Source organism: Xanthomonas sp. CFBP 8443 (assembly GCF_025666195.1).
Lineage (GTDB): Bacteria > Pseudomonadota > Gammaproteobacteria > Xanthomonadales > Xanthomonadaceae > Xanthomonas_A.
In genome coordinates this window covers 3,048,778-3,070,410 of sequence record NZ_CP102592.1, presented here as the reverse complement: position 1 = coordinate 3,070,410, position 21,633 = coordinate 3,048,778, and the positions used below count along the sequence as shown (strand labels likewise).

Below are 21,633 nucleotides of genomic sequence, written 5' to 3'. Positions count from 1 at the left end.
CCTGCGCCTAGAATGGGCGTCTTTCCTCCGCCTCGATGCCCCGATGAACGAGTCTTCCTGCTGCGACGCGCCCGCCGACGCACACGCCCACTGGTCCGGCCGCATCCGCGATGTCGCCGATTTCCCCAAGCCGGGCATCATGTTCAAGGACATCACCCCGCTGCTCGCCGACGGCCCGGACTACGCCTCGGCGATCGACGCGATGGTGCAGCCGTGGCGCGGTACGCCGCTGGACGCGGTGCTGGGCATCGAATCGCGCGGCTTCATCCTGGGTGCGACGCTGGCGCACGAACTGCGCGTGGGCTTCGTGCCGGTGCGCAAGCCGGGCAAGCTGCCGACGGCGACGATCGGCCAGGACTACGGCCTGGAATACGGCCGCGACCGCATCGAGATCCATGTCGACGCGCTGCAGCCGGGCGCGCGCGTGCTGATCGTCGACGACGTGCTGGCCACCGGCGGCACCTTGCTGGCCGCGCTGGCGTTGGCGCAGCGGCTCGGCGCCGAGGTGGTGGCGGCCACGGTGATGGTGGAACTGACCGCGCTGGGCGCGCGTGCGCGCTGGCCGGCGGACATCCCGCTAACCGCGTCGCTGCGCTACTGATGCGCAACGGTCTTTGGATCGAGGAAGGCTTATCTTTCCAAGGACTATAAGCGAGGGAGATATATGCTGATTCTGGAAATTGCGGTTTTTTCAGCAGCGTTCTTGGCGGTTAGTCTGCTGGCGGTTCATCAGATCGTCGTACAGGTCAGGGAATGCCGCTTTTATAAGAAGAATGGCGGGGATTTTTCGGTTGATAGCGGCATGGATGACGTGAAGCTCGATAAGCGGATTTTTATCTATGATCCTGGCCTTACAAGCTGGCAACGTTTCTATATTTTCCGCCCGCTGTACATTATGCTGCTCATTGTCTTCGCAGGTATGATGATCTTCTCTCTGTTCTGAGAGGCGAACCGACAGGACCTGGCCGCGCGCGGCTCAGTGCGGGTAGACGGCCTCTTCCAGGCCGGAATCGGCGCAGGCGTCGCATGGTGCGGATTGCCGTCGAACGGGCCGATCCTGCAGATCCGCTGTCGTGCGCGAACACCCCGCTGCAGCCCGTGCTCGGGACCCCAATCGCCGTTGCATTCCAGGATGCTGCGGACGCGGCCGTCGCGGTAGCGGCTGGCGTAGGCTTTCAAGCCGAAATGCACGTATTTCCATATTGCGCGGGGCCGTGGATGCGCGGCGAGGGCGTGCCGTTTCTTCGTGCAAGGCATGCATCGCCGGTAGCAGGCGAACACCTGCGCCGCGGGGCATCGAGCACTGACGGGTCGACGCACAGGAACGCTTCGATGGCCGCGGCGGAATCGGCCGGCGCCGGATCGGCGGCATGGTCCTGGAGGATGAAGCGCAGCCGCCTTGCATCCAGCGCACCGGCACCGCCTCGCTCCAGGCGTTGCCGTCCGCGTCGTGCGCCAGCGATTCCAGTGGCTGTTGCAACCCGTCTAAAGCTTGCTGACCCGGAACCGGCGGCCCTTGATCTTGCCTGCCTGCAACTGGCCCAGCGCCCGGCCGGCGTGCTCGCGGGCGACGGCGACGTAGGAGCGGGTGGGGTAGATCGCGATCTTGCCGATCGCCGCGCCGGACAGACCTGCGTCGCCGGTCAGCGCACCGAGGATGTCGCCGGCGCGCAGCTTGTCGGTCTTGCCGCCGTCGATGCGCAGCGTGGTCATCGCCGCCTGCGGCAACTGCGCCGGGCGCGCGGTGGCCAGCGGCGCGCGCGACCAGCGCAGCGGCTGGCCCTGTTCGGCTTCCAGCGCCTGCGCGCGCGCCACTTCGCGCGGCGCCACCAGGCTCAGCGCCAGGCCGCGCTTGCCGGCGCGCGCGGTACGGCCGATGCGGTGGCGGTAGGTCTCGGTGTCGGTCGGCAGTTCGTAGTTGAGCACCGCCGCCAGGTCCTCCACGTCCAGCCCGCGCGCGGCCACGTCGCTGGCGACCAGCACGTTGCAGCTGCGGTTGACGAAGCGCACCAGCACCTCGTCGCGGTCGCGCTGTTCCATGTCGCCATGCAGCGCCAGCGCCGAAAAGCCGAATTGCTGCAGCGAGCCGGCCACCTCGTCGACTTCCTTGCGGGTATTGCAGAACACCACGCTGGATTCGGGGGTGAAGCGCAGCAACAGCCCGGCCACCGCCTTCTGCCGGTAGGTCGGGTCGACTTCGAAGAACTGCTGCTCGATCTCCGGCGCGCTGTCGGCGCCCTCGATGGTGATTTCGGCCGGTTCCTTCAGCAGTTCGCGCGCCAGGGTGCGGATCGCGTCGGGGAAGGTGGCCGAGAACAGCAGGCTCTGGCGGTGCTTGTCGCAGCGGCTGGCGATCTCGCGAATCGGCTCTTCGAAGCCCATGTCGAGCATGCGGTCGGCCTCGTCCAGCACCAGCGTGCGCACCCCGCCCAGGTGCAGCGCGCGCTTGCGGGCGAGCTCCTGGATACGGCCGGGCGTGCCCACCACCACCTGCGGGTCGTGCGCCTCCAGCGAGGCCAGTTGCGGACCCAGCGGCATGCCGCCGGTCAGCACCACCAGCTTCATGTTGGGAATGCCGGTGGCCAGCTTGCGCAGCTGCTTGCCGACCTGGTCGGCCAGTTCGCGGGTCGGACACAGCACCAGCGCCTGCGCGCGGGTCAGCGCCGGGTCCAGCTTCTGCAGCAGGCCCAGGCCGAACGCCGCGGTCTTGCCGCTGCCGGTGGGCGCCTGCACGATGACGTCGTGGCCGGCCAGGATCGGCGGCAGGCTCTGCGCCTGCACCGGGGTCATGGTGGTGTAGCCGAGCGCGTCGATGCCCGGCGCCAGCGCCGGGGAGAGGGACAGGGTGTCGAAATCGTTCATGGTCTATTTTAACCGGGACCGGGGACCCGGGACCGGGGACCCGGAAAAGCCCGGCTCAGCCGGCCTCCAGGCGCCATGCAGACTGACGCGCAGGAGCTCAGGCAGGGCCGCGATCGTCGACCGCCGGGTCCAGCCCCAACGCCGCGACGCGGCGCACGAACTCGCCAAAGCAGACCTCGGACACCCCGGCGGCCAGGCCTGCCTGCTCGGGCCCGAGATCGGCCGGGCCGTCGTACAGGTGCAGCACGTAGCGATGGAACCAGGGATTGGGATGGCTGGCGTCGACATCCGCGTCCACCCGGTAGCCGCCATCGCCGCAGCATTCGCGCAGCAGGTCGATCAGTGCGTCGTGGGCGTCGTCGAAGTTGCCGGCGCCGAAGCGTGCCTGGAGAAGGTCCGGGGCGATGCGCAGCGAACGGCGGCGATGGCCGTCGCGCACGGCCGGGGCGGCGTTCGGGTTCGGTGACGGGCGCATCCACGTACAATAGCGTATGCCTCTCATAACCTTGCAGAACGTCGACTACAGCGTCGGCGGCCCCTTGTTGCTGGAAAAGACCGAACTGACGATCGAGCCGGGCGAGCGCATCGCCCTGATCGGCCGCAACGGCGCCGGCAAATCGACCTTGATGAAACTGATCGCCGGCGAGCTCAAGCCCGACGACGGCGAGATCCGCGTCCAGCAGGGCGTGCGCATCGCGCGGCTGGAGCAGGAGGTGCCGCACGGCGCCGCCGGCAGCGTGTTCGACGTGGTCGCCGACGGCCTGGGCGAGCTCGGCCACTGGCTGGCCGAGTTCCACCGGCTCAGCCATGCTGCCGAGTTCGACGGCGATGCGCTGGGCGCGGTGCAGTCCAAGATCGACGGCGCCAACGGCTGGGCGCTGGACCAGCGGGTCAACGAGACCCTGACCCGGCTCGACCTGGACGGCGACGCGGAGTTCGCGCGGCTGTCCGGCGGCATGAAGCGGCGCGTGCTGCTGGCGCGCGCGCTGGTGTCGGCGCCGGACCTGCTGCTGCTCGACGAGCCGACCAACCACCTGGACATCGAGGCGATCGACTGGCTGGAACTGTTCCTGAAAGGCTGGAACGGCAGCGTGGTGTTCGTCACGCACGACCGGCGCTTCCTGCGCGCCCTGGCTACGCGCATCGTCGAGATCGACCGCGGCCAGGTCACCAGCTGGCCGGGCGACTGGGCCAACTACGAGCGCCGCCGCGAGGAGCGGCTTAACGCGCAGGCGCAGGAGAACGCGCGCTTCGACAAGATGCTGGCGCAGGAAGAGATCTGGATCCGCCAGGGCATCAAGGCGCGGCGTACCCGCGACGAAGGCCGCGTGCGGCGCCTGGAATCGATGCGCAACGAGCGCACCCAGCGCCGCGAACTCGGCGGCAACGTGCGCATGGAAGCGGCGCAGGGCGAGTCCTCGGGCAAGAAGGTGATCGAGGCCAAGGAGCTGAGCTTCGCCTTCGGCGCGCGGACCATGGTGCGCGATTTCTCCAGCACCATCCTGCGCGGCGACCGCATCGGCTTGATCGGCCCCAACGGCAGCGGCAAGACCACGCTGCTGAAGCTGCTGCTGGGCGAACTGACCCCGGCCAGCGGCGAAGTGCGCACCGGCACCAACCTGCAGGTGGCCTATTTCGACCAGTACCGCGCCACCTTGCGCGAGGACTGGAGCGCGATCGAGAACGTCGCCGAGGGCCGCGACTTCATCGAGGTCAACGGCAAGCGCAAGCACGTGCACGGCTATCTGCAGGATTTCCTGTTCACCCCGGAGCGCGCGCGCGCGCCGATCACCCGCCTGTCCGGCGGCGAGCGCAACCGGCTGCTGCTGGCGCGGCTGTTCGCGCAGCCGTCGAACCTGCTGGTGATGGACGAACCGACCAACGACCTGGACGTGGAGACGCTGGAGCTGCTGGAAGAGCTGCTCGGCGACTACACCGGCACCTTGCTGCTGGTCAGCCACGACCGCGACTTCATCGACAACGTGGTGACGTCGACCATGGTGATGGAAGGCGACGGCCGCATCGGCGAATACGTCGGCGGCTACAGCGACTGGGTGCGCCAGCGCGCCGCGCCGCCGGCCAGCGCGATGGCGGTGGCCAAGGCTTCGGCGACTGCGGCCGCCACTGCGCCTGTCGCGACAGCGGCGGCCGTCGCGGCGCCTGCGGCCAAGCGCAAGCTCAGCTACAAGGATGCGCGCGAGCTCGAGCAGCTGCCGGCGCGGATCGAGACGCTGGAGCAACAGGTCGCGGCGTTGACCGCGGCGATGACCGAAGCCTCGTTCTACCAGCGCGATGCGGCGGCGGTGAGCGCGCATACCCAGGCGCTGACTCAGGCCCAGGCCGAACTGGACGCGGCCTATGCGCGCTGGAGCGAATTGGACGCGTAGCGGCGCAAGCTGAAGCGCTTTCTCCTCTACAGGCGCTTGTGCTGGCTGGCAGGGTGCATTGTGGGAGGGCTTCAGTTCCGATGCTGTGTGGTTGTGGCGAGTCCACGGCTTCGCTCGTCGCGACTGAAGTCGCTCCCACAAGGGGCCTGCGGCGAACTGGCAGGGTGCGCTGTAGGAAGGACCTAAGTCATGCGGCTTTCCGGTCGCGGCAAATCCACGGCTTCGCTCGTCGCGGCTGAAGCCGCTCCTACAGGGGCAGAGAGCTTGCTGCCAACTGGCTGGGTGTAGTTTGGGAGACTTCAGTCCCGACACCGTCCGGTCGCGGCGACTCTGCAGCTTCGCTCGTCGCGACTGAAGTCGCTCCCACAAGGGGCTTGCGGCCAACTCGCTGGGTGCGCTGTGGGAGGGCTTCAGTCCTGCCGCTTTCCGGTTGCGGCAATCCACCGCTTCGCTCGTCGCGGCTGAAGCCGCTCCTACAACGGCGGCGGCTAACTGGCTGGGTGCACTGTAGGAGGGACTTCAGTCCCGACACCGTCCGGTCGCGGAGACTCTGCAGCTTCGCTCGTCGCGACTGAAGTCGCTCCCACAAGGGGCTTGCGGCCAACTCGCTGGGTGCGCTGTGGGAGGGCTTCAGTCCTGCCGCTTTCCGGTTGCGGCGACTCCACCGCTTCGCTCGTCGCGGCTGAAGCCGCTCCTACAGATGCAGAGGGCTTGCGGCCACCTGGCTGGGTGCACTGTGGGAGGGACTTCAGTCCCGACGCTGTGCGGTTGCGGAGACTCCGCCGCTTCGTTGGTCGCGGCTGAAGCCGCCGCAGCAAGCGGCATCGTTTGATCGAGACGGCGCTAGCCGTGCGACCACGCAGGCGGCGGTCGCTCAGCGCGAAGCAGCGTCTTCTTCGTCTTCGTCTTCGTCATCCAGATCGTCGGCCTGGCTGCCGTGGTCGTCGTCTTCGGCTTCGTCGCCGGCGAGCAGGCCGACGAAGGCGACGAAGGCGATGCCGTCCTGGGCCCATTCCTTGGCCACGTCGTCGAGCAGTTCCAGCAGCACGTCGAAATCCTTCTTCGCCACCGACTGCAGTTCGGCGGCGTCTTCCAGCAGCAGCGCGTAGCCGCCCTTGGCCGGCAGCCACGACAGGTCGCGCAGGCCGTCCATCAGCGCATCCCAGTTGCGGCCGAAGCCGATCGGGAAGTCCAGTTGCGCGGCCATGCGCATCAGCAGCATCGGCTTGCTGCTGCAGCCGCGCAGGTCGATCCGGCACAGCCGCAGGCCGGCATCGCGGCCTAGCGCGGCGATGCTGTCGAGGTCGCTGTTGGCGACGCGGTAGACGCCGGATGCGGCCGGCTCGGCCAGGTTCAGCGAAAAGTTGAAAGTGTTCATGGCGACGGCCTCCCGGAGGCGATGCTGAAACTGCGGAAACTGGCGTAGTGGTCGTCGCTGTAGTACCAGACGTCTGGCGGGTCGCCGCCGGTGACGATGCGCCGCGTCCCGCGGTGCTCCAGCCCCGGCGTGTCGACGGTGTATTCGCGATAGTAGCCGCGCGGGCGTGACGGCAGCCGGTTTTCGCGGTTGCCGAACACGCTGCCGTCCTGGCGATGCGGGAACGGACCGCCGCGCTGGATCAGGGCGATGGTGGCGCGCGCCTCGGGCGGCAGGAACGGCGGCAGCGGGTCGCTGCTGGCCGGCGGCGTCGGCGGACGTGGCGCAGGCGCAGGCGGCGCGGCGGGATTGGTGAGCGCGGGCGCGAACTGCGGATGCGGCGGTTGCTGCAGTGCGCGGATGCCCCACAGGCCGGCGGCGAGCAGCACGATCGCGGCGATCAGTAACACGGGCTTGCGCATCGGCGGCGGCTCCAGTGAGGACGGTGCTGCGGCGTCTTGCGGACGCGGCAACGGCACAGTATGGGCGAGCCTGGCTGTTCGTGCTCTGAAGATCGGTCGCCCGTCCTGGCGGGACGCGTCGGATCGGTCGTCCTGGAAGCGGTTCACCGCGGTCGGGCAGTCGGATTCGGCACTCGGTTCCGGCGATGGGTCCGTATCTCGTCGCGATGTGCACGATGCGCTCCACGCCAGCGGGCGCAGGCCTGCCTGCGCGGGCGGGTGCGGCAAAGGTCAACGCGCGTCGGCATTGCGCGTGGATGCTCCGCAGCGGATGTCCTGCGTTCGACCGCGCAAAACAGCCGCGTGGCGCGCTCCGTCATGCAATTGCCACACGCATCGTTGCAGTGCCGGCCAGGCCGATTCACATGCGACTAACCGGGTGCTGGCGCATCGTAGCCGCCGGATCCGCGGCGTCGGCCGACCCCGCCACCGCACGATGGGACGATGTTTCCCCCACGCCGGCCTTGGTAAGGACGCCGGTCGTCCCTACCATTCATCACGCAACGTCCGTCCTTCCGGCGGACGAAAGTCCAGGAGAACCGCATGGCCTACACCCTCCCCAAGCTGCCCTACGCCTACGACGCGCTGGAACCGCACATCGATGCGCAGACGATGGAAATCCATCACACCAAGCATCACCAGACCTACATCAACAACGTCAACGCCGCGCTGGAAGGCACCGAGTACGCCGATCTGCCGATCGAGGCGCTGGTGTCCAAGCTCAAGTCGCTGCCGGAGAACCTGCAGGGTCCGGTGCGCAACAACGGCGGCGGCCACGCCAACCACTCGCTGTTCTGGACAGTGATGGCGCCCAACGCCGGCGGCACCCCGGTCGGCGACGTCGCCAAGGCGATCGACAGCGAACTGGGCGGTTTCGACAAGTTCAAGGAAGCCTTCACCAAGGCCGCGCTGACCCGTTTCGGCAGCGGCTGGGCGTGGCTGAGCGTGACCCCGGACAAGAAGATCGTGGTCGAAAGCACCGCCAACCAGGACAGCCCGCTGTTCGAGGGCAACACCCCGATCCTGGGCCTGGACGTGTGGGAACACGCCTACTACCTGAAGTACCAGAACCGCCGTCCGGACTACATCGGCGCGTTCTTCAACGTGGTCGACTGGAACGAAGTGGAGCGTCGCTACCACGCCGCGATCGGCTGATCGCGCCAGCCGCGCCGTCGATCGAAAGGCCGGGCTCGCGCCCGGCCTTTTCTTTTGGCCGATCGGTGCCTAGACCGCCGGCAGGCATAGCGTGACGGTGGCGAGCGGGCGTTCGGCGCCGCCGTCGGCCGCGACCGGCGCAGCCCCCGGCGCGTCGGCCCCGGCGATGTCGCGGTTGTGCCGGGCATACCAGCCCGGCGTGGCGCCGGTGACGCGGCGGAAGCTGTTGACGAAGTGGCTCTGGTCGAAGAAGCCGAGTTCGTAGGCCACGGTGCTGACCGAGTGGCGTCCGCTCAGCAACAGTTGCCGGGCGCGTTCGATCCGTCGTTGCAGCAGGTATTGCATCGGGCTGTGGCCGGTGCTCAGGCGGAACATGCGCGCGAAGTGGTAGCGGCTGACGCAGGCGGCATTGGCGATATCGGCCAGGCCGATACGCTCGGCGAGATGGTGGTCGATGTAGTGCTGGGCACGGGCCAGCGCGGACGGACGCAGGCCCTTGCTGGCTGCGCCGGCGACGCGGGGGCGTTCGGCGGCGGTGGAACGGGAGGCGGGTGCGTGGGGGCGGGGCATGGCGTGTCTCCTGGGAAGCGCCGGAAACGCACGCGCGGGATCTGCGCTGGCGCCTGTGGCATGCGCGTGGACATCGTCTCCGGGACGGTGTCCATGCTGGTGCCGGGCGCGTGCAGCGGCCACCCCATTCCGGCAGAGCGGATGCTCACTCGTTCGGGGGATTCCGCTGCGGCGGCGACTGCGGGCCGCGCGGCAACACCAGCAGGCGCCGGCCGAAACAGCGCGCGTCAAGCGAGTAGGCGCCGGGCCCCAGCAGCGCCAGCGCCAGCGCCGGCAGCGCCGCCAGCAGCGCGCCGCCCGCGGCCGCGGTGCCGTGCCACAGCGCCAGCCCCGGCACTGCGCAGGCCAGCACCGCCACCAACGGGGTGAGCGCGCCGGCGGCCGCCAGCAGCGCCAGCGCCATCGCCGCGAACCGCCACGGCGGCGGCAATGCCCACGCGCCGCTGGCGGCGGCCGGCCACAGGCTCAGCGCCAGGAACAGGCGCAGGGCCAGCAGCCCGAGTCCCGCGCTGCCGCCGGGAAACATGGAGTAAAGTCGTTGCATGGCACTCAGGCTAAGACCGGCGCGGCAGGTCGGCCTAGCCGTATACGAGGCAGTGGAACATCCCTCGATCGGGGTGTTGGCGGTATCCGCGCTGCTGCCGAAAATCCGGTTTTTCCCTTTTTTGCGAGGCAGAGGAAGCGCAGTGCGAAGTCTGCGAAGACGGCGTTGGGCATGCGCTCTGTGGGTGCTCGGCCTGGTCTTCGCGGCACCGCTTGCCGCCACCACGCCGCCGCCAGCGACGCGGCCGACGCCGCTGCACAACACTGCCTGGCGGGTGGAGCAGGGCGCGCCGGCGGACGTGTGGGCGCTGGCGCAGTCGGCCGACGGCTATCTGTGGATGGCCACCGGTTTCGGCCTGTACCGCTTCGATGGCGAACGCTTCGAACGGCGCGAGCCGCTGCATGGCGCGCGCCTGCTGTCGCAGAACGTGACCGCGCTGACGGTGTTGCCGGACGGACGCATGTGGCTGGGCTACTTCGACGGTGGCGCCAGCATGCTGCAAGGCGGCCGGCTGCTGCAGTACGGCGCGGCCGAGGGCTTCCCGGCCGGGCCGGTGGCGCGCCTGGAAGCGGACGCGCAGGGCACGCTGTGGGCCGCGACCTGGGAGGGCCTGGCGCGGTTCGACGGCCGCCGCTGGCAGCGGATCGGTGCCGACTGGGGCTATCCCGCTGCGCGCGCCGACTGGCTGCTGCGCGATAGCCGCGGCGTGCTGTGGGTGAGCAGCGGCGACAGCGTGTTGCGGCTGCGCCCGGGCGCGCGCCGCTTCGAGCCGACCGGCATCGCCACCGCGCTGTACGCAGTGCTAGCCGAAAGCCCGGACGGCCGCATCTGGCTGTCGGACCGACGCGGCGGCACCCGCGCCATCGCCGCCGCCGGCGGCACGCTGCTGCCGCCGGCCGCGCAGCTTGCCGCGCCGGCGCTGCGCACGCTGGCGGCGCGGCGCATGGGCTTCGCCCGCGACGGCAGCCTGTGGCTGTCCGACTTCCAGGCGCGCGGTGCGGTGCGGGTGGTCCTGGACGATCCGCGCGCGCCGCGGCTGGAGTATTTCCGCCGCAGCAACGGCCTGGCCTCGGACTTCGCCGCGCCGGTGCTGGAAGACAAGGAGGGCAACGTCTGGATCGGCAGCACGCTCGGCCTCAACCGCTACCGCCACCGCAATGTGATGGCCTTGCCCGGTCAGCCCGGCGCCGAGGCCGGCGAGGTCGAGGTGCATGCGCAACCCGACGGCAGCGTGCTGGTCACCGATACCCAGGGGATGTTCCGCGCCGATGCCGCCACCGCCGCGCGGCTGCTGCGCGGCGAACCGCTGGCACAGGAATACGCGCGGCTGCGCGACAGCGGCTGGGTGCTGGGCGACGCCAGCATGGTGCGCATGCAGCAGGGGCGCCGCATCGAGGTGGCGCTGCCGGCCGCGCTGCAAGCGCGGCAGGTGCGCGCGTTCCTGTCCGACCGCGGCGGCGACGCCTGGGCGGCGGTGGCCGAACACGGGGTGTACCGCTACCACGCAGGACAGTGGACGCGGCAGGCGCGCCTGCCGGCGGACACCTGCACCGCGATCGCCGAGGACGCGCAGGGCCGTTACTGGTTCGGCTATCCGTCCGGCCAGGTGCGGCAGCTGCACGGCGAGCGGGTGCGCGTGTTCGCGGCCGGCGACGGCCTGCAGGTCGGCCGGGTCACCACCATCCATGCCGGCGCCGGGACGCTGCTGGTCGCCGGCGAACTGGGCATCGCGCAGTGGCGCGGCGCACGTTTCGCCACGCTGTCGCCGGCGCGCGCGCCGGGCCTGCGCGGCGTCACCGGCATCGCCCAGACCGACGACGGCGAACTGTGGCTCAACGGTGCCGCGGGCGTGGCGCGGATCGCGCGAAGCCGGCTCGATGCGGCGTTCGGCGACGCCGACGTGGCGCTGCAGCCGGTCTATTACGATGCCGCCGACGGCCTGCCGGGGCTGGCGGTGCAGGCCAACCTCGACAGTACCGCGGCGCGCGACGCCGATGGCGTGGTATGGCTGGCCACCAGTCAGGGCCTGGCCTGGATCGACAGCCGGCGCCTGCGGCGCAACCCATGGCCGCCGCAGGTGTTCGTGCGCGCCCTGTTCGCCAACGAGCAGCCGATGCCGCTGCGCGCGCCGCCGCTGCTGCCGAAGGGCACCACGCGGCTGCAGATCGCCTACACCGCGACCAGCCTGACCGCGCCCGAACGCGTGCGCTTCCGCTTCCGCCTGGAGGGCGTGGACGAGACATGGCGCGACGCCGGCGTGCGCCGCGAGGCGTTCTACACCAATCTGGGCCCGGGGCAGTACCGCTTCCAGGTGATCGCGGCCAACAACGACGGGGTCTGGAACCCGCGCGGCGCCACGCTGCGCTTCGGCATCGCGCCGCGCTTCGTGCAGACCCCGGCGTTCTGGCTGCTGTGCGTGCTGGCGCTGCTGTTGGCGCTGTCGGCGCTGTACCTGCTGCGCATGCGCCAGCTGGCCACGCGGCTGCGGCTGCGGCTGGAGGAGCGCTTCCGCGAGCGCGAACGCATCGCCCGCGAGTTGCACGACACCCTGCTGCAGGGTTACCAGGGACTGATCCTGCAGACCCATGCGGCGCTGGGCACGTTGCCGCCGGCGGCGCCGCTGCGGCGCGATCTGGAGGGCGTGCTCGATCGCGCCGAACAGGCGCTGGAGCAGGGCCGCGACCGGGTCGAGGGCTTGCGCGCCAGCGCCGGCCGCACCGAGCTGCTGCCGGCCGCCTTCGCCGCGATGCTCGAGGAGCTGGGCGCGCAGTCGCAGGTGCAGCGGCGGGTACTGGTCGAAGGCACGCCGGTGGCGCTGCAGCCGCTGGTCGACGACGAGCTGTACCAGCTCGGCCGCGAGGCGCTGCTCAACGCGTTCCGGCATGCGCAGGCAGGCAGCATCGAGGTCGAGATCGCCTACGGCCGCGATGCGCTGCGGCTGCGCTTTCGCGACGACGGCCGCGGCATCGAGCCGCAGGTGCTGGCCGCCGGCGGCCGCGCCGGGCATTGGGGGCTGACCGGCATGCAGGAACGCGCGCGGCGCATCGAGGCGCGGCTGGACGTGTGGTCGCGGCCGGGCATGGGCACCGAACTCAATCTGCGCCTGCCGGCGCGCCGCGCCTACCGCGAACCGGCGCGAAACCGGCTATGGTGCCGCCTGCGCCAGTGGCTGTCCGGAACCAAGTGAAGTGAGCGAAGTGTCGTCCGTGCCGATCCGCATCCTCGTCGTCGACGACCATCCGTTGCTGCGCGAAGGCATGGCCGCGGTGCTGGCTGCGCAGCCGGACCTGCACGTGGTCGGCGAGGCCGCCGACGGCTTGCAGGCGCTGCAGGCCTATCGCGCGCTGCGCCCGGACCTGGTGCTGCTGGACCTGCAGTTGCCCGGGCTCGGCGGGATCGAGGTGATCGTCGCCTTGCGCAAGGAATTCCCGCAGGCGCGGATCGTGGTGGTCACCGCCTCGCGCGGCGACGTGCAGGCGGTGCGTGCGCTGGAGGCCGGCGCCAGCGGTTACCTGCTCAAGAGCGGGCTGCGCCGCGAACTGGTCGACACGGTGCGCGCGGTGTCGCAGGGCCGGCGCCAGGTGCAGGCCGAAGTGGCGGCGGAGATCGCCGAGCACCTGCTCGGCGACAGCCTGTCGGCGCGCGAGATCCAGGTGCTGCAGAGCGTGGCCGCGGGCAACTCCAACAAGGCCATCGCCGCGCTGCTGTCGATCGCCGAGGAAACGGTCAAGGCGCACATGAAGAACATCCTGTGCAAGCTCGGCGCGCGCGACCGCACCCATGCGGTGGCGATCGCGGTCAAGCGCGGCATCATCGAGCTGTAGCGCCCCGCGGTCGGCGCGGGCTCAGGATCCCGGCAGCGGCGGTATGGCGTCTTCCGGCGGCGGATCCAGCGGCTGCAGCGCGACCAGCAGGCCGCGCGGGTCGGCGCCGCGCGCCGCGCCCGGCGCACGCGGCAGCAGCCGCGTGCTGCGCAGCGGGCGGAAGCGGCCGCGTTCGAAGAACACATGGTCGGCCTGCGCGGGGAGCGCGAACACGCGCGGGTCCAGCCCGTTGCGCGGCGCCTCCTCGGCGCGGGCGCCGCGCAGGCGTGCGTCGCTGTCGCCGAAGCGCGCCGCCAGCGGCGCCAGTTCCGGCGCGTCGGCGGCGGCGAAGAAACCGCCGGCCAGCAACGCCGGCACGCCCTCGGCGGTGGCGTCGATCCACGCCATCAGATCGTCGGCCTGTTCGCGCCGGTTGGCGCCGCCATCGCGCTCGGCATGCAGGCGGGTGAAATACAGGTTCACCGGCTGCCCGTGCAGGTCCACGCGCACCAGCCCGGCCACGCTGTAGTCCTCGAACGGATGCAGCAGGGTCTCCGCTTCCTCCAGCACCGGCAAGCGGGTCAGCAAGGCGTTGCCGCGGCGCTGCGGCCGGCTCGGCGGATCGGCGCTGATGAAATGGCAGTGGTAGCCGAGCTGCGCGGCCAGCCAGTGCGCCTGGTTCGGCAACTCGGGAGTCTGCAGCACTTCCTGCAGCGCGATCGCGTCGGGTTGCAGGCGGCGCAGCGCATCGACGATGCGCACGCGGCGCGCCGGCCAATCGTTGCGGTCCTGTTCGAGATTGAGGCTGACCACGCTGAGCGCGGCGCCGGGCGGCGTGGCGGGCGCCGCGGGCAGGCCGGCGGGCAGCGATTGCGCGCGCGCAGTCGCGACCAGGGCCAGCAGCAGCCAGCCCAGGCGATGCCATCGTCGTGTGGTCCCCATCATCCGCACGATGCTAGAGGCAGCGGCTTCAGCGTCGCGTGTAGGAACGTGCGGCGCTGCATGCGGCGTCGAACGCCGAGTGGATCGCTGCGGCGCGCGCATGCGGGAACGCGCCGGCCTCGTTCGCGAACCGCGTCATCGCTCTGGCGTGACGCGGTTCCAGGTTCGTGGTGTTGCAATGGCCCGTGCACGCGCCGCCGCGGCGCGCGCACGGGAGCCACCGGCGGTCAGTGCGGCAGCACGGTGTCCTGCAGCCGCAGCGGTGCGGTGGCCTCGGCCTGCGTCGCCGAGCGGCCCAGCACCAGTTCGTAGTCGCCGGCGGCGATGCGCCACTGGCGCTGCACCGGGTCGTAGTCGGCCAGGGTCTTGGGTTCGGCGACGATGCTGACGCGGCGGGTCTCGCCGGGCTTGAGCGTGAGCTTGTCCCAGCCGACCAGGCGGATCGGCGTGTGGTGGCCCTGCGGCAGGCGCAGGTACAGCTGCGGCACGTCGGCGCCTTCGCGCTGGCCGCTGTTGCGCACGTCGAAGCTGGCGACCACGTTGGCGCCGTCGGCCTGCACGCTCAGGTTGGCGTAGTCGAAGCGGGTGTAGGACAGGCCGTGGCCGAACGCGTACAGCGGATCCAGGCCGCGCGCGGCGAACCAGCGGTAGCCGACGTTGGCGCCCTCGATGTCGTAGTCGACATTGCTGCCGGCCGGTTGCGCCGGCTTGAAGCCCAGCCCCGGGATCGACGGCCGCGGCAGCTGCGCCACGTCGCGCAGCCAGGTCACCGGCAGGCGCCCGGACGGGTTGGCGTCGCCGAGCAGCAGGCGCGCCAGCCCTTCGCCGCCGCGGATGCCCGGGTACCAGGCTTCCAGTACCGCCGGCACCTGTTGCAGCCACGGCATCGCCACCGGGCCGTTGGTCTGCAGCACCACCACGGTGCGCGGGTTGGCCTTGGCCATCGCCGCGATCAGCGCGTCCTGCTTGCCGGGCAGGCGGATGTCGGGCAGATCCACCGATTCGGCCGACCACTGCGTGGCGAACACGATCACCGCCTCGGCGCCGCGCGCGAGCTTGGCCGCCACGGCCACGTCGTCGCCGCTGGCGTAGTCGATCCGCGCATCCGGCAGCGCCTTGCGCAGCGCCTGCAGCGGCGAGGACGGATGGAACATCACCGGGCCCGGCCAGGTGGTCGGGGCCAGCCCCGGCACCGCGTTGCCGCCGTTGACGGTGAAGCCGACCATCGACGAGCCGCCGCCGCCGATCACGCCCTTGTCGGCGTGGCCGCCGATCACCGCGATGCGGCGCAGCGTGCGTGGCAACGGCAGCGTGTCGCGCTCGTTGCGCAGCAGCACCGTGCCTTCCTCGACCACTTTCTGCACCGCGTCGCCGCCGGCGACGGCGTCGATCGGCTGCCGCTGCGGCGGATGGTCGAAGCTGCCGGTGGCGATGAACGCGCGCAGGATGCGCCGCACCATGTCTTCCAGGCGCGCCTGCGGCACCGTGCCGCCGGCCACCGCCAGGCGCAGCGGTTCGTCGAAATACACCGCCTTGTCGAACACTTCGCCGGCCGATTGCTGGTCCAGGCCGGCCAGCGCCGCCTTGGAGCCGCTGTGCACGCCGCCCCAGTCGGACATCACGTAGCCGGGGAACTTCCATTCCTGCTTGAGCACCTTGTTGAGCAGGTAGTCGTGCTCGCAGCCGTAGACGCCGTTGATGCGGTTGTAGGAACACATCACCGAGCCGGGCTCGCCGATCTGCAGCGCCAACTCGAACGCCAGCAGGTCCGATTCGTGCATGGCCTGCTCGCCGATGTCGGCGCTGTGGGTGTTGCGCCCGGTCTCCAGGTCGTTCATCGCGAAGTGCTTCATCGTCGACACCACGCGCTGGCTCTGCACGCCGCGGATCGACTCGCCGACCATGACTCCGGCCAGTAGCGGATCTTCGCCGGCGTACTCGAAGTTGCGGCCGTTGCGCGGATCGCGCTGCAGGTTGACGCTGCCGGCGAGCAGCACGTTGAAGCCCTGCTGCCAGGATTCGCGGCCCATCGTCGCGCCGCCGGCGTAGGCCAGTGCGCGGTTCCAGGTGGCGGCGGTGGCCGGGCCGGACGGCAGCGCGGTGGCGTAGTCGCCGGGGCGCACGTTGTCCGGATTGGTCACGCCGACGCCGGCGTCGGCCAGCTGCTGCGCGGCGATGCCCAGGCGCTCGATGGCCGGCACGAAACCGGCCGAACCGAGCGCGCCGGGCGGCCGCGGACCGCCGTCCTTGCCCAGGCCGAAGTAGCTGTGCAGCATCTGGAACTTCTCGTCCTGGGTCATCGCCTGCACCAGCAGCGCGGCGCGCCGGTCCGGCGCCAGGCCGCGATCGGTCCACGGGCGCTGCGCGTCGGCCGCGGCGCTGGGCGCCAGGCGGAAGGTGCTGAGCAGGCCGAAGTGGTCCGAGGCCCAGACGCCGTTCGCGTCCGGCTTGCGGAACAGGATGCGGCTGCTCACCGGTTCGAAGCGCTCGCGCTGGAAGAACACGTGGTCGATGCGCCGGGGCGGATTGAACTTCGGGTTCAGGGTGCTGTCGGCGCGGCCGTCCTTGGCGCCGTGCAGGCTGCCGTAGCTGTCGCCGAAACCGCTGCGCAGCGCAGCCAGTTCGGGCGCGTTGGCGCTGGCGTTGAAGTCGCCGGCCAGCAGCGACGGCGCGCCGTCGGCGGTGGCGTCGACCCAGGCCAGCAGGTCCTGCAGCTGGCGCTCGCGCAACGCGCCACCGGCCTCGGTCCAGTGCAGGTGGGTGACGTAGAGATTGACCACGCGGCCGTCCACGTCCAGGCGCAGGCGCCCGGCGGTGCGGCTGTCGTCGAGCGGATTGAGCCGGATCTGCTCGCGCGCCAGGATCGGGTGGCGGGTCAGCAGCGCATTGCCGTAGCGCTGCGCGGCGCCGGGCGGATCGACGCTGGTGAAGTACCACTGGTAGCCGAGCTGCTCGGCCAGCCATTGCGCCTGGTTGGGCAGCTTGTCGTGCTGAATCACTTCTTCCAGCGCGATCGCGTCGGGCCGCAGTTCGCGCAGGGTCTGCACGATCTGGGTGCGCCGCTGCGGCCAGTCGAGCTTGTCGTGGTACAGGTTCAGCGTGACCACGCTGAGCGTCGGTGCGTCCTTGTCGGTCGCGGGCGCAGGCGCGGCGAAGGCCGGCCAGGCCAGCGCGAGCGCCAGGCAAAGGAGTCCTGAAAACGTTTTCATAGCGGGGCGTGAGGCCTCTCTAGCAGCTGAAGGGATTGCGCATTGGGGGAGTAGGGGGGAGGGGAGAGCCGGTGAAGCGCTAGGACGGCGCTTCGTCGCTGCGCAGCACCGGATACAGCCGGTACTGCGCATCCCAGGAGGAATGGCGGCGGTGGAAGAACTCCAGCCGCGCATGCGGATCCTTGGCGAAGTCGGCGTCGTGCTCGAGCTTGCTCTCGAATTCGGCCTTCAGTGCCGGGTCGCTGGCCAGCATCTGCCGCGCCACGTCCTCGGCCACATAGTCTTCCATGTACTCGGTGCGCTCGAAGGCGCTGTTGAACTCGCCCCATTGCAGCAGCGAGTCCGGCGCCTGCGGCTCCAGCAGCGCCATCAGCAGCCGTGCCTTGGGCTGGGCGATCGGCACGAACAGCGCGCCGGTGCCGAGCGTGCGCGTTTCCGGCTGCCAGGCGCCCTTCACGGTGAGCCGCTGGTGGCCTTCGGACGAGCGCGCGGCGAAGCCGGCATCGTCGGCACGGAAGCTCTGCACCGGCAGCGTGGCGCCCGTCTCCAAGGTGCGGAAGGCGATGCCGTGCTGGCGCAGCTTGGCCGCGACCAGCGCGGCCTGCGCGGCCGGCACCAGATAGCCGGCGCGCGGCGCGACCACTTCGACGCTGGGCACGATCTGGTCGCGCAACGGCACCCGCCAGATCTGCGGCGTGCGCTCGTCGTAGCGGGTCATCAGCGCGCCGGACACCGGCGACAGCGTGCGGGTGTAGGCATAGCCGCGGAAATCCACCAGGCGCGACTGCTCGGTGGTGCGGTAGTCCAGCGCCACCGTCTTTCCGCCCAGCCGCTGCGTGCGCGCGTCGGCGGCCAGCGCATCGGCGCGCCAGCGGCTGCCGTTGCGCGCCACCTGCTGCAGCACCGAGACGATGGTGTTGCGGGTGATGCGCACGCGCTGCGGATACGGCTTCCACGAATGGGTTTCGACCAGCACGCCGAAGCGGTTGCGCAGCTGGAAATAGCCGTGCGAGAAGCGCGGCGTGGCCACGTCGTCGGCGAAGCCGGAGGCGGGGTCGTCGCTGACCACGAACGAGGGGTAGTAGGGCAGCGGCAGCGAGCCCTGCCGCTTCAGGTCGGCAAGTACGTTGTCGCGCAGGCGCAGGCCGTCGCCGCGCAGCGCGGCGTCGCCGGCGTGCAGCGGCTCGACCTGCACCGACACGTCGTGCTCGAACTGCGCGCCGTCGGTGACGTGCAGGTCCACGTACAGCAGCGGGTCCCATTGCTCGACCAGGCGCAGCATCGCCTGCATCTCCGGCGCGTCGGCCTTGACGTAGTCGCGGTTGAGGTTGAGGTTCTGCGCGGTGGTGCGCCAGCCCATCTGTTCCGGGCCGCGCTGGTTGGGGCGGTTCCAGGCGCCGAAGCGCTCGTGGCCGTCGACGTTGAACACCGGCACGAACAGCCACACCTGCTTGTCCAGCGCGCCGCGCGCGGCCTGGCCATCGAGCAGCTGGCGCAGCGCCAGGAAGCCGGCGTCCTTGCCGTCGATCTCGCCGGCGTGGATGCCGCCCTGGATCAGCACCACCGGCAACTTGCGCGCCTGCGCCGTCGCGGCGTCCAGCGCGCCGGAGGTGGACACCGCCAGCGCCTTCATCGGCCGGCCCTCGGGCGTGGTGCCGAAGTCGAAGCAACGCACCGCCTGCGGATAGCGCTGCGCGAACGCGTCGCACAGCGCGATGGTCTCCGCGTAGCGCCCGGTGCGTGCGAAACCGCTGCGTTCGGCCTCGGTGGTCAGGCCCGCATCGCTGGCCAGCAACGGCATGCTGCACAGCAGCATCGGCAGCAGGAGGGGGGCCAGCCAGGGTCGGATCATTGCGGCATCGTCTCGGGACAAGACCCCCATGATGCGTGCAGCGCGCCGTTTGCGAAAGCACCTGCACGTCATTGCGGGCACTGCGGGCGGTTCGATTCGCCTGGAACGATCGGGTAACCTTCTGAAAATTTTGCCTGGACGGTGCCTGTGACGAGCGAACCATCGACGAGGATCTGCGCATGAGCGCGGCGAACGGCCACGCCGGCGCGAAGATGCCGCGGCAGATTCCCTACATCATCGGCAACGAGGCCTGCGAGCGTTTCAGCTTCTACGGGATGCGCAACATCCTGGTGCAGTTCCTGATCACCTCGCTGCTGCTGCAGGAGATGACCGCGCCCGGCCGCGAGGCCGAGGCCAAGCACATCATGCACAGCTTCATGATCGGCGTGTTCTTCTTCCCGCTGCTCGGTGGCTGGCTGGCCGACCGCTTCTTCGGCAAGTACAACACCATCCTGTGGTTCAGCCTGGTCTATTGCGCAGGCCATGCCTGCCTGGCGCTGTTCGAAGGCAGCCGCGGCGGCTTCTTCCTCGGCCTGGGCCTGATCGCGCTGGGCGCGGGCGGGATCAAGCCGCTGGTGGCCTCGTTCATGGGCGACCAGTTCGACCAGTCCAACAAGCACCTGGCCAAGGTGGTGTTCGACGCGTTCTACTGGATCATCAACTTCGGCTCGCTGTTCGCCTCGCTGCTGATCCCGCTGGCGCTGAAGAACCTCGGCCCGGCATGGGCGTTCGGCATCCCCGGAATCCTGATGTTCGTGGCCACCCTGGTGTTCTGGGCCGGGCGCCGCCGCTACGTGCACGTGCCGCTGCCGCCGAAGGATCCGCACGGCTTCGCCCAGGTGGTGCGCAGCGCGCTGCTGCGGCGCGTGCCGGGGCAGGGACGTCCCGGTCTGGCGCTTGCCGTGGTCGCGGTGGCGCTGGCGCTGGGCAGCTTCGCGCTGCTGCCGACGCTGGGCATCGTGATCTGCCTGTGTCTGGCGCTGGTGCTGCTGCTGGCCGGGATCGGTGGCGGCACCTGGTGGCAGCTGGAGCGGGCGCGCGCGGTGCATCCGGACGCGGCGGTGGACGGGGTGCGCGCGGTGCTGCGGGTGCTGGTGGTGTTCGCGCTGGTCACGCCGTTCTTCTCGCTGTTCGACCAGAAGGCCTCGACCTGGGTGCTGCAGGGCCAGCGGATGCAGATGCCCGACTGGTTCAGCGCCTCGCAGATGCAGGCGCTGAATCCGGCGCTGGTGATGCTGCTGATCCCGTTCAACAACCTGGTGCTGTACCCGCTGCTGCGCCGCCGCGGCTACGAACCGACCGCGCTGCGGCGGATGACCGTCGGCATCGTCTTCAGCGGCCTGGCCTGGATCGTGGTCGGCACCCTGCAGGTGCTGATGGACGGCGGCGACGCGCTGTCCATCGCCTGGCAGATCCTGCCGTACGCGCTGCTGACCTTCGGCGAGGTGCTGGTGTCGGCGACCGGCCTGGAGTTCGCCTACAGCCAGGCGCCGCAATCGATGAAGAGCGTGGTGATGAGCTTCTGGAACCTGACCACCACGGTCGGTAACCTGTGGGTGCTGCTGTCCAACGCGGCGGTGCGCAACGACACCGTCACCGCGCACATCGGTAGCACCGGGCTCAGCGAAACCGCGTTCCTGATGTTCTTCTTCGCCGCATTCGCCCTGATCGCCGCGTTGCTGTTCGGCCTGTACGCGCGCCGCTACCGCATGGTCGACCACTACCGTCCCGCCTGAGGCCCCCCATGCCGTCCGTCACCCCCGTCAACCTGATCCTGATCGCCCTCACCGTGCTGGTGTCGTGGGTGGCGTTCAACAACCGCAAGCTGCTCGACCGGCTGATCCTGTGGCCGCCGGCGATCGACCGGCACAGGCAGTACGACCGCCTGGTGACCCACGGCTTCATCCACGCCGATTTCCCGCATTTGCTGTTCAACATGATCACGCTGTACTTCTTCGGCGGTCCGATCGAGACGTTGATGGAGCGGCAGACCGGCAGCATGCTGACCTATCCGCTGTTCTACCTGGCGGCGCTGGTGGTGGCGATCCTGCCCAGCTACCTGAAGAACCAGAAGAACCCGAACTACTTCAGCCTGGGCGCCTCGGGCGCGGTGTCGGCGGTGCTGTTCGCCTACATCCTGCTGGCGCCGTGGACCGGGATCTACTTCTTCTTCATCCCGATCCCGATCCCGGCCATCCTCTACGCGCTGTTCTACGTCGGCTACAGCATCTGGATGGACCGCCGCGGCGGCGACAACGTCAACCACAGCGCGCACCTGGCCGGCGCCGCGTTCGGGGTGATGTTCCTGCTGATCATGGAGCCGTCGGTGCTGCAGCACTTCCTCGACCAGCTGGCGCAGCCGCGCTTCGGCCGCGGCTAGGACGCGGCGCGCGACTTGTCGCGGCTGGATCCCGTCGCGGCCGGCCAACGG

16 protein-coding genes and 1 pseudogene are annotated in these 21,633 nt (G+C 70.2%); 8 read left to right on the top strand and 9 right to left on the bottom strand.

Annotated elements, in window-relative coordinates; all coding sequences use genetic code 11:
* Positions 1-43 precede the first annotated feature (43 nt).
* Positions 44-601: an adenine phosphoribosyltransferase gene (locus NUG20_RS12785; RefSeq protein WP_263394851.1), complete on the top strand. Its 558-nt coding sequence runs from the start codon at positions 44-46 to the stop codon at positions 599-601.
* Positions 602-664: 63 nt separating this feature from the next.
* A complete protein-coding gene (locus NUG20_RS12780) occupies positions 665-943 on the top strand; it encodes a hypothetical protein (protein WP_263394850.1) in 279 nt (92 codons plus the stop codon).
* Between the two features lie 542 nt (positions 944-1,485).
* On the opposite strand, the gene dbpA is transcribed toward NUG20_RS12780, so the two are convergent.
* Positions 1,486-2,862 (bottom strand): ATP-dependent RNA helicase DbpA, encoded by a 1,377-nt coding sequence (dbpA, locus tag NUG20_RS12775; protein ID WP_263394849.1) that lies wholly within the window; start codon positions 2,860-2,862, stop codon positions 1,486-1,488.
* Positions 2,863-2,959: 97 nt separating this feature from the next.
* A complete protein-coding gene (locus NUG20_RS12770) occupies positions 2,960-3,337 on the bottom strand; it encodes a hypothetical protein (protein WP_263394848.1) in 378 nt (125 codons plus the stop codon).
* Positions 3,338-3,353: 16 nt separating this feature from the next.
* Here NUG20_RS12770 and NUG20_RS12765 point away from each other — a divergent pair, with 16 nt between their 5' ends.
* A complete protein-coding gene (locus tag NUG20_RS12765) occupies positions 3,354-5,249 on the top strand; it encodes an ATP-binding cassette domain-containing protein (RefSeq protein WP_263394847.1) in 1,896 nt (631 codons plus the stop codon).
* 874 nt (positions 5,250-6,123) lie between these two features.
* Here the strand turns inward: NUG20_RS12765 and NUG20_RS12760 are convergent.
* Together NUG20_RS12760 and NUG20_RS12755 are read right to left on the bottom strand one after the other, a co-directional pair.
* Positions 6,124-6,627 carry a barstar family protein gene (locus NUG20_RS12760; protein ID WP_263394846.1) on the bottom strand — a complete coding sequence of 168 codons (504 nt, stop codon included), beginning with the start codon at positions 6,625-6,627 and terminating at the stop codon, positions 6,124-6,126.
* A complete protein-coding gene (locus NUG20_RS12755; protein WP_263394845.1) occupies positions 6,624-7,088 on the bottom strand; it encodes a guanyl-specific ribonuclease in 465 nt (154 codons plus the stop codon). Before NUG20_RS12755 ends, NUG20_RS12760 begins: the two co-directional genes overlap by 4 nt.
* 582 nt (positions 7,089-7,670) lie before the next feature.
* On the opposite strand from NUG20_RS12755, the gene NUG20_RS12750 reads away from it, so the two are divergent.
* Positions 7,671-8,282, top strand: coding sequence for a superoxide dismutase (locus NUG20_RS12750; RefSeq protein WP_263113224.1), 612 nt, complete (start codon positions 7,671-7,673; stop codon positions 8,280-8,282).
* Between the two features lie 69 nt (positions 8,283-8,351).
* Here NUG20_RS12750 and NUG20_RS12745 read toward each other — a convergent pair whose 3' ends face one another.
* Complete coding sequence (locus NUG20_RS12745; RefSeq protein WP_263394844.1) at positions 8,352-8,852, bottom strand: helix-turn-helix domain-containing protein; 501 nt, start codon at positions 8,850-8,852, stop codon at positions 8,352-8,354.
* 145 nt (positions 8,853-8,997) lie between these two features.
* Positions 8,998-9,396, bottom strand: coding sequence for a hypothetical protein (locus NUG20_RS12740; RefSeq protein WP_263394843.1), 399 nt, complete (start codon positions 9,394-9,396; stop codon positions 8,998-9,000).
* A 184-nt stretch (positions 9,397-9,580) separates the two neighbouring features.
* On the opposite strand from NUG20_RS12740, the gene NUG20_RS12735 reads away from it, so the two are divergent.
* Both NUG20_RS12735 and NUG20_RS12730 read left to right on the top strand, forming a co-directional pair.
* Positions 9,581-12,583 (top strand): sensor histidine kinase, encoded by a 3,003-nt coding sequence (locus NUG20_RS12735; protein ID WP_263394842.1) that lies wholly within the window; start codon positions 9,581-9,583, stop codon positions 12,581-12,583.
* Between the two features lie 70 nt (positions 12,584-12,653).
* Positions 12,654-13,220, top strand: coding sequence for a response regulator (locus NUG20_RS12730; RefSeq protein ID WP_263398473.1), 567 nt, complete (start codon positions 12,654-12,656; stop codon positions 13,218-13,220).
* A 21-nt stretch (positions 13,221-13,241) separates the two neighbouring features.
* Here the strand turns inward: NUG20_RS12730 and NUG20_RS12725 are convergent, their stop codons facing one another.
* The 3 genes and pseudogenes from NUG20_RS12725 to NUG20_RS12710 all read right to left on the bottom strand — a co-directional run.
* Positions 13,242-14,144, bottom strand: coding sequence for an endonuclease/exonuclease/phosphatase family protein (locus NUG20_RS12725; protein ID WP_263394841.1), 903 nt, complete (start codon positions 14,142-14,144; stop codon positions 13,242-13,244).
* A 224-nt stretch (positions 14,145-14,368) separates the two neighbouring features.
* Entirely contained in the window at positions 14,369-17,350 is a 2,982-nt protein-coding gene (locus NUG20_RS12720; RefSeq protein WP_317852719.1) for a glycoside hydrolase family 3 C-terminal domain-containing protein, read from the bottom strand.
* 79 nt (positions 17,351-17,429) lie between these two features.
* A pseudogene (locus NUG20_RS12710) lies at positions 17,430-19,124 on the bottom strand (M14 family metallopeptidase); the annotation flags it as partial.
* Positions 19,125-19,381: 257 nt separating this feature from the next.
* Here NUG20_RS12710 and NUG20_RS12705 point away from each other — a divergent pair.
* Both NUG20_RS12705 and NUG20_RS12700 read left to right on the top strand, forming a co-directional pair.
* A complete protein-coding gene (locus NUG20_RS12705) occupies positions 19,382-20,938 on the top strand; it encodes a POT-type proton-dependent oligopeptide transporter (RefSeq protein WP_263394840.1) in 1,557 nt (518 codons plus the stop codon).
* A gap of 8 nt (positions 20,939-20,946) precedes the next feature.
* Positions 20,947-21,582: a rhomboid family intramembrane serine protease gene (locus NUG20_RS12700; protein WP_263394839.1), complete on the top strand. Its 636-nt coding sequence runs from the start codon at positions 20,947-20,949 to the stop codon at positions 21,580-21,582.
* Positions 21,583-21,633 lie beyond the last annotated feature (51 nt).

Bases quoted from the DNA above. Each gene is read 5' to 3' on its own strand.
- NUG20_RS12745 (WP_263394844.1), bottom strand. From the start codon at position 8,852: ATGCCCCGCCCCCACGCACCCGCCTCCCGTTCCACCGCCGCCGAACGC.
- NUG20_RS12770 (WP_263394848.1), bottom strand. From the start codon at position 3,337: ATGCGCCCGTCACCGAACCCGAACGCCGCCCCGGCCGTGCGCGACGGC.
- NUG20_RS12740 (WP_263394843.1), bottom strand. From the start codon at position 9,396: ATGCAACGACTTTACTCCATGTTTCCCGGCGGCAGCGCGGGACTCGGG.
- NUG20_RS12760 (WP_263394846.1), bottom strand. From the start codon at position 6,627: ATGAACACTTTCAACTTTTCGCTGAACCTGGCCGAGCCGGCCGCATCC.
- NUG20_RS12765 (WP_263394847.1), top strand. From the start codon at position 3,354: ATGCCTCTCATAACCTTGCAGAACGTCGACTACAGCGTCGGCGGCCCC.
- NUG20_RS12750 (WP_263113224.1), top strand. From the start codon at position 7,671: ATGGCCTACACCCTCCCCAAGCTGCCCTACGCCTACGACGCGCTGGAA.
- NUG20_RS12700 (WP_263394839.1), top strand. From the start codon at position 20,947: ATGCCGTCCGTCACCCCCGTCAACCTGATCCTGATCGCCCTCACCGTG.
- NUG20_RS12720 (WP_317852719.1), bottom strand. From the start codon at position 17,350: ATGAAAACGTTTTCAGGACTCCTTTGCCTGGCGCTCGCGCTGGCCTGG.
- NUG20_RS12780 (WP_263394850.1), top strand. From the start codon at position 665: ATGCTGATTCTGGAAATTGCGGTTTTTTCAGCAGCGTTCTTGGCGGTT.
- NUG20_RS12785 (WP_263394851.1), top strand. From the start codon at position 44: ATGAACGAGTCTTCCTGCTGCGACGCGCCCGCCGACGCACACGCCCAC.
- NUG20_RS12705 (WP_263394840.1), top strand. From the start codon at position 19,382: ATGAGCGCGGCGAACGGCCACGCCGGCGCGAAGATGCCGCGGCAGATT.
- NUG20_RS12755 (WP_263394845.1), bottom strand. From the start codon at position 7,088: ATGCGCAAGCCCGTGTTACTGATCGCCGCGATCGTGCTGCTCGCCGCC.
- dbpA (WP_263394849.1), bottom strand. From the start codon at position 2,862: ATGAACGATTTCGACACCCTGTCCCTCTCCCCGGCGCTGGCGCCGGGC.
- NUG20_RS12730 (WP_263398473.1), top strand. From the start codon at position 12,654: ATGGCCGCGGTGCTGGCTGCGCAGCCGGACCTGCACGTGGTCGGCGAG.
- NUG20_RS12725 (WP_263394841.1), bottom strand. From the start codon at position 14,144: ATGATGGGGACCACACGACGATGGCATCGCCTGGGCTGGCTGCTGCTG.